The organism is Binatus sp. (SeqCode), from assembly GCF_050013435.1.
Lineage (GTDB): Bacteria > Desulfobacterota > Binatia > Binatales > Binataceae > Binatus.
The window spans coordinates 34,672-46,807 of the sequence record NZ_JBEKFG010000020.1; the positions used below are offsets into that span (position 1 = coordinate 34,672).

The following is a 12,136-nucleotide window of genomic DNA, read 5'->3' on the forward strand; positions in this document are numbered from 1 at the left end:
GAGCGGAAAATAATAATGGCCGGTACGGATAGAATTCCAGACGACGAGTGGCGCCTCGGCGATGAATCCATCGAGCTTGCCGAGCATGAGCCTCGGCTCGTGCCGCTGACGACCGAGACCGCCGTCAACCTGAGCCACGAACGGTTGACGCGAGCGGTTTACGTCGTCACGGCCGAGCACCTGGGATGGTACCTGGTCGCCGTCTATGCGCTCGTCACGCGCGCGATCGCTCTGGGCGCCCGTCCGCTCGATGCCGTGCAGGCGCGCGATGCGCTTGCGGCGCTCGCGATCGCGACCCACGGGAGCGCCACGCTCGCGTCGGGCGCCGGTCTTCACGCCTCGTGGGTCGCGATACTCCAGGGTTGGATCTTCGCGGCCGCCGGCGCGACGGACGCCACCTCGCGAATTGTCGTGATGCTATCCGGTCTGCTGATCGTCGCCAGCGGATTTGCGATGCGCCCGTTCATCGGGCGCGCGGGAGCGCTTGCCTTCGCCGCTTTGATCGCGATTTCGCCGAGCGTGACTTATTTTTCGCGCGGCGGTTCGACGGCCATCGCGTCGATTGCGTTCATGATGATCGCGATCGCATTCGCCCAGAGCATGCGCCGGCGGCCGGGCGTGATCCGCGCGGCGGGATTGGGCGTCGCGATCGCGCTGTGGCTCTCCGCGGATCCGATTGGCTACCTGACCGCGGCGGCGATGATCGTATCGCTGATTCTCGTCGGCGCGGGCGACGCCGTGCGACTCGATCATCGGCGCTTGCGCTTGCGCGTATGGTGGGATCGGCGTCGCGTGCTCGTGATCGTCTGCGCGATCGTCGCCGCCGGCCTGTGGTGGATGCTCGCGACCGCTTTTTTCACCCGGTCTCTCGCAACAGTGGTTGAATACGATCTGCGCGCCGCATTTGTCCCGCCCTCGATTGCCTTCGGCCGCGCAGCTCGCAGATTGGTCCCGATTTTGGTGGCTTACGAATTCTTTCTCACGATTCTCGCGATTGTTGGAGCCTTCGCGATCGTCTCACGGCGTATCGCCGACCGCTTTGCGGTGTGGTCGGTGATGTGGGCGATCGTCAGCCTGGTGATGCTTGCGGCGGTGGGCGCAAATCGCTCTGACGCGGTGCTCGCGATTCTTCTGCCGTTGACCATCCTCGCTGCCTACGGATTGGATTGGATGCATCAGTCGGAGCGATGGTACTCGATTCGTTATGCGATTGCGGCGGGCGTCGCGCTCACGCTCTACGTTCAGCTCACCGCCAATTTTGCTTATCCTGCCCCCGACACCAGCGAGGCGCCGTGGCGTCGGCACGCGCTGTTGTTCTGGTCCGAACCGGCGACCTCGATTCAGACGGTCAGGGAATGTCGGCGGGCGAGCAATGCGGTTTCACCGCCCCGCGCGAGCGCGATGATCCCCGACGACGACCAAACGCCGCAGGTGCGATGGTATCTGCGCGATTTTGCGCTGTCGGATTCGCCCGCGGATGCGAGCATCGTCGTGACGATCGGCAAGACGCAAAGCGGCGCGCTCGCCGGCAACCCTGACGCACCGGATTTTGGATTCGAGGAGTGGTGGACGCCGGATTTCGGCACACTGACGATCACCGGCGCGATCCGTTATTTGCTCACGCAACGCACCTGGAGCGACGTCGAGATACGCGACCTCGAGATCGCGATACCGCAGCCCGACCGCACGCCGTCGCGCTGACTTCGCGAATTCTTCGCCCCGTCGATTTCCGCGCGCGGACACCCCAGATTTGCGCGCGGCCCGAAGCTTTGCGATAAACTGCACAGACCGCGCATCGCGCCACGCAGCTTCCCGTGTTAGTTGCACGCGCGTACTCGGATCCCGTCCAATTCAAGGAGCACCGATGGACTCTGTGGTGAAATTTCTCCAACCCTGGCAACTGCATCAGGTCGTCGATCATTTCACGGTCGCGCTGCTGATCGTCGCCGTGCTGATCGATCTCGTCGCGAGCGCCGCTCCCACTCGCATCTGGCTTCAGTACACCGCCCTGTTGCTGATCATCCTGGGCGCGCTCGCGGCCGGCGCTTCGTACTTCACCGGCGGTATGGAGGCCAACCGCATCTGGAACGCCCTGGGCCAGCCGGCCAAGGATATCTTGAATAGGCACGGTGAGCTGGGCGAGTACCTCGGGATTACCTTCGGCATCCTCGCGCTGTGGCGAATCCTGATTCAGGGATTCGGCTTCATGGCGGGATCGCGCGCGATCTATCTTATCGTCGCCTTCGTGGCGATCGTTGTATTGGGTTATCAAGCGCATCTCGGCGGCGTGCTCGTGTACGATTACGGCGCAGGCACGGCTCTGATGGCGGCCGCTCCAGTTCCGTCGGAAAACGCGAGTCCTTCGCCCGCGCCCGCTTCCTCGGGAGCGATTCCGATGGTGTCCGTGCCGACCCCGCTGCCGACATCGACCGCGCCGCTGCCGACGTCGACCGCGCCGCCGGCGATTCCCACCGCGTCAGAATCCAAACCGACGGATTCGCCAATGCCGGCCAACACGCCGGCCTTGAGCCCGACCGCTCAACCCTCGGCCGCGTCGAGCGGCGGCGTAAAGATGTGATAAAATCGGAGCAAGCAGAAGGTTCGAGATGACGCGGCGAATGATTGGCAAGGTCAGCGCGCTCGCGCGCTACCCGGTTAAGTCGATGCTCGGTGAGCAACTCGACGAGCTTCATTTCACCGAGCGTGGCGCGGTCGGCGATCGCGCGTACGCGCTCAGAGAGCTGGCGACGCGGCACATCGCCAGCGCGAAGAAGTTCGCGCGGCTCTTCGAATTTCGGGCGTCCTGCGAGGGCGCGCCCGCCTCCGGAGGCGTCCCGCCCGTGACAATCGAGTTGCCCGGCGGGCGGATGATTCACGCCGAGGACGCAGACGCGTCCGAACTGATTTCCGCGGCGCTCGGCCGCAAAGTTAGCCTCGAGCGCGCCGCGACCGCGCATGGCGAGCTCGCCGGAATCGACCCCGCGACCGTTTTCGCCGACGTGCCGGTCGACAAGGTCATTCCCGGCCTTACCGCCGCGATGCTGCCCGATTGCATGCCACTCGAGAAGGACAGTTTTTTCGACTCCGCGGTAATGCACGTGATCGCCAGTGGCACGCTGCGGCATATGGCAAAACTCGCCGCGCCCGGCTCGGTTTTCGATCCGCGCCGCTTCCGTCCGAATATTTTCGTCGACACCGGCGAGCGCGACGACGCTTTCATCGAGGACGAGTGGCTGGGCGGTACGCTCGAAGTCGGCGACAGCCTGAAGATTGTCGCGATGCGGCCCGCGCTGCGCTGCGTCATGACGACGCATCCGCAGCAAGACCTCCCGCGCGACTATACGATCCTGCGCACCGCCGCGTTCCATCATCAGGCCAACGTCGGCGTATTCGCGTCGATCGGCGCGCCGGGCCGGGTTCGCGTCGGCGATCCGGTGTACCTGGATCAATAATTCCCCTGACGGGAGAGCTTTGCGTAACCTGCTCGAAACTCTGTTTCCTCGCCCGCTTAGTTCTCGCGTCTTCTCTTTTCACTGGGTGCAGGGGTCACCCCCTGCTCGCGTTGTGGAAACAACGCCGCGTGCCCTCTTGCGGGATCCGATCCGCGGGGAAGACGATAGTGTTGTGGCGCGGCATCGAGTCGCGCCGCGTCGATGCCAGCTTTTCGTGAAATCATAATCTCGGAGCGCGCCGCCGGCCGCATCGCCGCCGCCCGCGCGTGGCTGGAGTCGCAGCCATCTGCCCGCGAAGTTCTCGTGATCGCGTCGGTCAAGGAGGCCGCCGACGACCTGGTGCGCGCGTTCGCGGTTTCGCGCGGCGCGATGCTCGGGGTGCATCGCTTGACGCTCAACCGGCTGGTCGGGCTGCTCGCCGCCGAGGAGCTGGCGCATGCCGATCTCGCACCCGCGGACGGACTCGCGGCCGAGGCGGTCGCAGCGCGCGCGGTCTTCCGCCTGCTGCCGTCGGGAGCGCTCGCGCATTTCGAACCGGTGTTGAATCGTCCCGGTTTTTCACGCGCGCTCGCGCGGACGCTGATCGAGCTTCGATGGAACGATATCGCCGTTGACGAGTTGCGTGCGCTCGGCGGCGCGGGTGAGGCGATCGCCGCGACGTTGGCGCAATTCGACGCGGAGTTGGCCGATGCCAAACTGATCGATCGCGCCGGGATGCTGAAAGTCGCGACTCGCGCCGTGCTCGCCAGTCCGCCGCCGCGCTTCGTTGGACTGCCGGTTGTGCTGCTCGATCCATCTGTGGACGGCGCGCTCGACCGCGACTTTATTGCGGCTCTTGCAGCACGTTCGCCGTCAATTCTCGCCACGATTCCCGCCGGCGACGCGCCAGTTCAAATGCTCCTTGAAGATGCGCTCGGCGTGCGCGCAACTGTATTGCCGCCGCCCGCGAATGAAAGCGTCGCGCCCTCGCTCGAGCGTCTGCAGGCGCATTTGTTCGCCGACACCGCACCGCCCGAGCGCGCCGTGGACGAAACCGTGACGGTGGTTTCGGCCCCGGGCGAGATGCACGAGTGTGTCGAGATCGCGCGGCGAATCGCCGCCGAGGCGCGCCGCGGCGTGCCGTTCGATCAAGTCGCCGTACTGCTGCATGACCCGGTCCGCTATGCGCCGTACTTGCAGGAAGCGCTCGCCCGCGCGGGCATCCCGGCTTACTTCGCGCGAGGTACGCGGCGGCCTGAGCCGGGAGGACGCGCCCTGCTCGCGCTGCTCGCGTGCGCCGCGGAAAATCTTTCGGCGCGCCGTTTCGCGGAATATCTCTCGCTGGCCCAGGTGCCCGACCCCGGCAGCCCGCGTGACGATGAGCCGGCGATCGGCGCGGACGCGGAACTCGCGCCGGCCTCGTTGGAGTCGGATCTTGAAGTCGAAGCCGCCACCACTTTAGTTGACAATATCGACGCCGCCGATCCCGTTCCGGTCATCGATGGAACGGCGCGGGCGCCGTGGCGATGGGAACGGCTGCTGGTCGATGCGGCGGTGATCGGCAGCGCGCAGAGATGGAAGAAGCGGCTGGCGGGTTTGGGTAACGAGCTCAGGGCGCGGCGCGCGGAGATTGCCGACGACGACGCGCGCGCGGCGGGCCTCGAGCGGCGAATTCTCGACCTCGCGCATCTCGGCGAGGTCGCGATGCCGATCCTTTCGATGCTCGACGCGGCGCCGCGCGATGCGACCTGGGGCGACTGGCTCAAATTTCTTCGCGAGCTGGTTGACCTGGCGATTCGCGATCGCGAGCCGGTTCTCGCCGCGCTGGCGGAGCTTGAACCGATGGCGCCGGTCGGTCCGGTCGGACTAGACGAGGTGCGTTTGGTGCTGAACGATCGGCTCGGACGGCTGGAAGCTCCGCGGCGCGTTCGCCGCTATGGCGCGGTGTTCGTCGCGCCGCCGAGTCGCGCGCGCGGCATGGAGTTCGACGTCGTCATCGTTCCGGGTCTTGCCGAGCGCATGTTCCCGCGCAAGCTGACCGAGGATCCGATCCTTTCCGATTCAGCGCGCGCGCGGCTGAGTCCGCATCTCGCGCGCAATGAGCAGCGGCGCGACGCGGAGCGGCTCGCATTGAGAATTGCGGCGGGCGCGGCGCGCGAGCGCGCGATGTTTTCCTATCCGCGGGTCGATCTTGACCAGGGCCGTCCGCGAGTGCCGTCGTTTTATGCGCTTGAAATTCTGCGCGCTGCGGAGGGCCGCCTGCCCGGCTTCGATGAGCTGGCGAATCGCACCGCGTGGCTGCCGACGCAGCTCTCATGGCCGGCGCCGGCAAATCCCGCCGACGCGATCGATGACGCGGAATTCGATCTGGCGGTGCTGGACAAACTGGTGGACGCCGATCCGGATACGACGATCGGTGCGGCGAACTACCTGCTCGGCGCCAACCCGCATCTCGGGCGGGCGCTGCGCGCGCGGGCGCGGCGCTGGCTCAAGCGATGGACGCCGGCGGACGGGCTGGTCGATCCGGACGCGGCGGCGCTGGCGGCGCTCGGCAAGCATCAGTTGTCCGCGCGTTCATACTCGCCGACCGCGCTGCAGAATTTCGCGGCATGCCCGTATCGTTTTTTTCTCCAAGCGGTCCATCGGCTGGAGCCGCGCGAGGAACCCGAGGCGATCGAGACGCTCGATCCGCTCACCCGCGGCAGTTTGTTTGCGGAGGTCCAATACGAAATCCTGTCGGCGCTCAGAGAGCTCGACGTGCTGCCGGTCACCTCGGAAGACCTCGAGGACGCGTCCGCGCTGCTCGACGAGCGGCTCGACGAGGTCGCCGCGCGATGGCATGACGAGCTTGCGCCGGCGATCGAGCGCGTGTGGCGCGACGGAATCGACGGAGTCCGCGCCGACTTGCGCGAATGGATGCGGCGCGCGGCCGAGGATCCGGAACACTGGCGGCCCGAATGGTTCGAACTCGGCTTCGGGTTGAGCGATCGCGCGCAGGCGGACCCGCATAGCTCGGCGGAGCCGGTCGCAATCGAGGGCGGGCTGAGCCTGCGCGGGTCGATCGACCTGCTCGAGCGCCACCCGGACGGGCGAATTCGCGTGACCGATCACAAGACCGGGAAAGTGCGTGCCGCCAAGGACTTCGTAATCGGCGGCGGCAAGACGCTGCAGCCGGTTTTGTACGCGCTCGCGGCCGAACGCATGCTGGGCGCGCCGATCTACGCCGGGCGGCTTTACTACTGTACCGCGACCGGCGGCTACGAGGAGCGAGTGGTTGAAATCAACGACGAGGCGCGGCGCTCGGCGCGCGAATTCGTCTCGATCATCAAAAAATCGCTGGAGGAGGGGTTTCTGCCGGCCGCACCGGACGATCGCGAATGCGAATGGTGCGACTACAAGCGCGTCTGCGGCCCGTACGAGGAGCGGCGCTCACGACTCAAACCGAAAGCGCGGCTTAAACCGCTTCACCGGCTGCGCGAGATGCGCTGACCCCATGGCCGATATCATCATAGCCGACCAGGCGGTGCGCGATCGGATTCGCGACGACCTCGGCGTCACGCTCCTGATCGAGGCCGCCGCCGGCACCGGCAAGACCACGGCGCTGGTGAATCGAATCGTGTCGGTGATCGGGTCGGGGCGCGGCGAGCTGGCGCGGATCGTCGCGGTGACGTTCACCGAGAAGGCCGCCGGCGAGCTGAAGCTGCGGCTGCGCGGCGAAATCGAACGCGCGCGGCATAACACCGAACTTTTGAGCGATGCGCGCGCGCGCTTCGACGAGGCGCTCAAGCAACTGGAAGAAGCACGCATCGGAACGATTCATTCGTTTTGCGCCGACCTGCTGCGGGAGCGGCCGGTGGAAGCGCGAGTCGATCCGATGTTCGAAGTCGCGCCCGAGGACGTTGCCGGCGAGATGTTCGACGCCGCGTTCGAACAATGGTTCGAGCGGGTGCTGGACAATCCGGGCGAGGGGATGCGCCGCCTGCTGCGGCGGCGCGATCTGTCGGAGCGCACGGGGCCGCGCGCGATCGCGCGCCGCGCGGCGCTCGAGCTGCTGAACTGGCGCGACTTCGATTCCCCCTGGCAGCATTCGGCGCTGAAGCGTGACGCCGAGATCGACGCGATCATCGCGGAGGTCGAAGCGCTGGGCAAACTTTCCGAACTCGGCGAGCCCGACGACTGGCTGGCCAGGGGCCTCGACGCGATCGCGCGGCCTGTTGCCGAGGCGACGCGGCTGGAGGCGGTGCGCGGACGCGACTACGACGCGCTTGAGTCGGTGTTGGTCGCGCTATCCAGCGGGCGGCGCTGGGACTGGAAGGGATACGGCGGTGACTTTGGCGAGGCGAAGCGCGACGAAGTTTTCCGGCGGCGCGCCGAGCTGCGCGAGCGGCTCAAGAAGTTTCGCGACGATGCGGGCGCGAATCTCGCGCCTATCCTGCGCGACGAGCTGTGGCCGATCGTCGCTATTTACGAAGACCTGAAGCGCCGCGCGGGGCGGCTGGACTTCCTCGATCTGCTGCTGGTCGCGCGCAACCTGGTCCGCGACGACCCGGCGGTGCGCGCCGAGCTGCAAAATCGCTTCACCCATATTTTCATCGATGAATTCCAGGATACCGATCCGCTGCAGGCGGAAATCCTGCTGCTGCTCTCATCGGCCGACCCTGCCGAGACCAACTGGCTCAAGGTCAAGCCGATACTCGGGAAGCTATTTATCGTCGGCGATCCAAAACAATCGATTTACCGTTTCCGCCGCGCCGACGTTTCGCTCTACCAGGGCGTCAAACAACTGCTGCTGATGCACGGCGCGCAGCTCGAATATCTGACGGTGAGCTTTCGCGGGACTCCGTCGATTCAAACCATGGTCAATGCCGCGTTCGCGCCGCTGATGAGCAAGGAATCGGGCACGCAGCCGGCGTATGCGCCGTTGATGCCGTATCGCGCCGAGCCGGAGACTCAGCCTTCGATCGTCGTGTTGCCGGTGCCGGAACCGTACGGCGACTACGGCCGGGTGGTCGATTGGAAAATCGAGGAGTCGATTCCCGAGGCGATTGCCGCGTACGCGCGATGGCTGGTTTACGAAAGCGGATGGACGGTGACCGAGCGCGAGGCGCCCGAAGTGCGCGTGCCGATTCGTCCGCGCCATATCTGCATCCTGTTTCGCCGCATGAATTCGTTCGGGCGCGATGTAACCAGGCCGTACTTGCGCGCGCTCGAAGCGCGCCATCTCCCGCACGTCCTGGTCAAGGGCGGCTCCTTCAACGAGCGCGAAGAAGTGATCGCGATCCGCAATATCCTCGGCGCAATCGAGCGGCCCGACGACGAGTTGACGGTGTTCGCGGCCCTGCGCGGCCCGGTGTTCGCGCTGACGGATGCGGCGCTGCTCGAATTCCGCATGACGCAAGGCAGCCTGCATCCGTTTCGCAAGCTGCCCGACGATATCCCCGACAGTCTCAGGGAAGTGAAGGGCGCGCTCGATGTGCTCATGGGATTGCATCGCGGGCGTAATCGAAGGCCGATTGCCGAGACGATCGCAACGCTGCTGGCGATGACTCGCGCGCATGCGGGAATCGCGATTTGGCCGACCGGCGAGCAGGCGCTGGCGAATATCATGCGAATCATGGACCAGGCGCGGCGTTACGAAGCTCGCGGCGGGATGACCTCGTTTCGGGCTTTCGTCGATGAACTCGAAGCGCGCGCCGAACGCGACGAGGCGAGCGAGACGCCGATCGTCGAGGAAGGCACCGAGGGCGTCCGGATCATGACGGTGCATCGCGCCAAGGGCCTCGAATTTCCGGTCGTCATCCTGGCCGATATCACCTGCAACGAAACTCGCGCCGACGCGTCGCGATATATCGAGCCCGCGGCAAAGCTGGCCGCGATGGAGCTTGCGGGCTGCGCACCGCGCGAACTGCAGGAGCATGCGGCCAAAGAGCATGACCGCGACGAAGAGGAAGCAATCCGCCTGCTCTACGTGGCTGCCACCCGCGCGCGCGATCTAATCGTGGTGCCGGCGGTCGGCGACGAAGAGTCCGACGGCTGGCTCTCGCGGCTGAATCCCGTCGTCTATCCGGCCCAGACAGATCGGCGCGTGCCCGCGTCGTCGCATCCGCCGGGATGCCCCGAATTCGGCGACGACAGTATCCTGACCCGCCCGGCCAAAGCGCCGGCCAAAATGAAATCGGTGGCGCCGGGATTACATCGGGTTCAGCAGGGAGCACATCGGATTCAGATAGTCTGGTGGGATCCGCGGCTGCTGATCCTGAACGTCGAAGAAAAGATGGGGCTTCGGCAGGACAAGCTGCTGCAAGCCGACGAAAATAAACTCGTATCAGATCGCGGGATCAAGCTGCGCGAGGATTGGAGCGCGAACCGGGCGGCGATGCTCGCGGCGGGAATGGCGCCTAGGATGAACGTCGCAACGGCGACCGAGCTGGCGCTCGCATCGCCGGCCGCCGGACCGCAGCACGCGGAAGCGATCGCGATCGAAGAGACGCGTCGCGATCCCGGCCGGCCGCATGGCAAGCGATTCGGCACCCTCGTGCATCTTACGATGCTGCGTGCGCCGCTCGACGCGGACGCCCGCGAGATCGGCAAGATCGCGGCGAGCGCGGCCAAGATGATCGGCGCGCCGCCAGATGAGGTCGCCGCCGCGGTGAATTGCGTAAAGGCCGCGCTCAAGTCTCCACTGATGCGTCGCGCGAAAGCCGCGGATACGGTAATGCGTGAATGTCCGCTGATGATCCGGCTCGAAGACGGCACCGCAGTCGAAGGGGTCGCGGATCTCGCGTTCGCCGAGAATGGAATCGGCGGCGCGGTCTGGACGGTGGTCGATTTCAAGACTGACGTAGATGTAGCGACGCGGCTCGACGAGTATCGCGCGCAGATCAGGTTCTACGTGCGGGCGGTCAGGGAGAGCACGGGGCGGCCTGCCAGCGGCGCGATCTTGTGGATATAGGGGAAGGGCAAATCACTTAATTGAACGCGGAACCCACCTTGGGTTCCGCACCTCCTTGGGCAGGGCTGAGCCCTGCACCGCAGTGAGAAGACGCGAAAATCTGCGCAGCGCATCTTTTCGCGACTACGCGATGGCAGGGCTGAGTCCTGCACCCAATGTTAAACAAAGATGCGGGACTTCGTCCCTGTTAGAACAGGCTGTGGGGAGCAGCGGCGGGGAATTTACCTCGCCCGTTATTTTACGGGAGGTGCCACGGGCACGCGGCAGCCGACCGCCTGGCGGGCGGTAGGTGAGGGTGCTGCGGCGCATCACAAAAACCCGTCGACTCACTTTTTTGAGTCATCCTGAGCGCAGCGAAGGAACCCGGATCCGGGATTCTTCGCTGCGCAGACTTCGCTCGGAATGACAGAAAAGGAAGGATCCGGGATTCTTCGCTCCGCAGACTCCGCTCTGAATGACATGGGCGGCCGGGCGGCAGGGGTGACCCCTGCACCCAATGTTAAACAAAGATGCGGGACTTCGTCCCTGTTAGAAGGGGGTAAGGGGGAAGAAATGCGGCTGCTTTTTGTGTCATCCTGAGCGCAGCGAAGGAACCCGGATCCGGGCTCCCCCGGCTGCGCAGACTCCGCTCGGGACGACACAAGGCGGATCGGACGATTTTGCACAATCGCGAAATACTGGTGGTCGGATACGGGTCGTTGCTTAGCGGCTATGGGTTGCTGGCCGAGCGGCGCGGCGGCGCGAGCCGGCTGGTGGCGCGTGACGCGGCTCCGGTTTCGATCAGAAATGCGCGGCGTGGACTGGCCAAGCCTTCCAGCCATGGCAGCTACCTGGCGATGGATATCGAGCCCGTCGATCGCCGCCTGCCACTTGGCGCATCGACCGCGGCGGACCTCCACGGCGGCGGAATCGGCGGGCTGCTGCTGACCTTCGATCGTGAATCCGCGCCGACGATCGCGCGGCGCGAGGACTACGATGCCTATGCGTTCGAGCGGTTGATCGGGTTTGCGGAGCGGGTGGGCAAACCGCTCGGCGAGTACCTGATGAAGATCGCGAGCGGGACGAATTTCGACCCGCTCACATACCGGATGGCGCTGCGCTCGATACTCGACTACACGTCGCGGGGCTATATTTTCCATCCGATCGAAATCGACGACGGCCGGGTCGCGATAATTGCGATCGGTTCGGGATTCGAAGGCAGCGGAGACCCGAGGATTGTCTCGCGACGCCAGGAATTCGGGATGGACCGGCTGCTGTCGCTCGAGGAGTCGGTGCAAGTCAAATTTCCCGGTTTCGATCGCGCGGGACAGATAGGATACTACGCGGAGTGTATGCTCGGCGGATTGCATGGGCTGGACGTAGGCGACCTGGCGCCGCGATTCGATCCGGATGCGCAACTGGTGCGCGAGCTCGCAAAGCATCTCGGGCCGATCGCCGCCGGCGAGCGCGACCGGTTTATCGAGGCGACCTCGATCGACGCGGCGCGCTACGGCGAGCGGTTTTCGCCCTTGTCGCGGCGCACGCCGGGCTTGACGGCAATCCTGGAGCTGGCCGGAATTGTGGAGTGACGGGGACCCGCCGATGGCATCGAAAGCGATTTTTTCAATTCATGTGGCGAAAGAGAACCTGAAATTTTCGGCCGCGCATTTTATCGCCTACCCGGGGTTTCGCGAACCGCTGCATGGCCATAACTACCAGGTCGGCGTGTACGTCGAGGGGCGGCTGGCGAAGACCGGCTACGTGATCGATTTCG

The 12,136-nt window shown here is 65.4% G+C and carries 7 protein-coding genes; all 7 read left to right on the forward strand.

The genetic code is table 11. The features are described 5' to 3' along the window. Positions 1-15: 15 nt before the first annotated feature. A complete protein-coding gene (locus ABSB13_RS06100) occupies positions 16-1,701 on the forward strand; it encodes a hypothetical protein (protein WP_428106468.1) in 1,686 nt (561 codons plus the stop codon). Positions 1,702-1,864: 163 nt separating this feature from the next. Further along, positions 1,865-2,578: a DUF2231 domain-containing protein gene (locus ABSB13_RS06105; protein WP_428106471.1), complete on the forward strand. Its 714-nt coding sequence runs from the start codon at positions 1,865-1,867 to the stop codon at positions 2,576-2,578. Positions 2,579-2,606: 28 nt separating this feature from the next. Then, positions 2,607-3,452 carry an MOSC domain-containing protein gene (locus tag ABSB13_RS06110; protein ID WP_428106473.1) on the forward strand — a complete coding sequence of 282 codons (846 nt, stop codon included), beginning with the start codon at positions 2,607-2,609 and terminating at the stop codon, positions 3,450-3,452. Between the two features lie 201 nt (positions 3,453-3,653). Continuing rightward, positions 3,654-6,920 carry a PD-(D/E)XK nuclease family protein gene (locus ABSB13_RS06115; RefSeq protein ID WP_428106475.1) on the forward strand — a complete coding sequence of 1,089 codons (3,267 nt, stop codon included), beginning with the start codon at positions 3,654-3,656 and terminating at the stop codon, positions 6,918-6,920. Positions 6,921-6,924: 4 nt separating this feature from the next. Next, positions 6,925-10,383: a UvrD-helicase domain-containing protein gene (locus ABSB13_RS06120; protein ID WP_428106478.1), complete on the forward strand. Its 3,459-nt coding sequence runs from the start codon at positions 6,925-6,927 to the stop codon at positions 10,381-10,383. A gap of 659 nt (positions 10,384-11,042) precedes the next feature. Beyond that, positions 11,043-11,951 carry a hypothetical protein gene (locus tag ABSB13_RS06125; RefSeq protein ID WP_428106480.1) on the forward strand — a complete coding sequence of 303 codons (909 nt, stop codon included), beginning with the start codon at positions 11,043-11,045 and terminating at the stop codon, positions 11,949-11,951. Positions 11,952-11,964: 13 nt separating this feature from the next. Beyond that, on the forward strand, positions 11,965-12,136 hold a 172-nt coding region (locus tag ABSB13_RS06130), incomplete at its 3' end, for a 6-pyruvoyl trahydropterin synthase family protein (protein ID WP_428106485.1).

Excerpts from the sequence above, each read along its gene's own strand:
- ABSB13_RS06100 (WP_428106468.1), top strand. The coding sequence starts at position 16 with ATGGCCGGTACGGATAGAATTCCAGACGACGAGTGGCGCCTCGGCGAT.
- ABSB13_RS06105 (WP_428106471.1), top strand. The coding sequence starts at position 1,865 with ATGGACTCTGTGGTGAAATTTCTCCAACCCTGGCAACTGCATCAGGTC.
- ABSB13_RS06110 (WP_428106473.1), top strand. The coding sequence starts at position 2,607 with ATGACGCGGCGAATGATTGGCAAGGTCAGCGCGCTCGCGCGCTACCCG.
- ABSB13_RS06115 (WP_428106475.1), top strand. The coding sequence starts at position 3,654 with ATGCCAGCTTTTCGTGAAATCATAATCTCGGAGCGCGCCGCCGGCCGC.
- ABSB13_RS06120 (WP_428106478.1), top strand. The coding sequence starts at position 6,925 with ATGGCCGATATCATCATAGCCGACCAGGCGGTGCGCGATCGGATTCGC.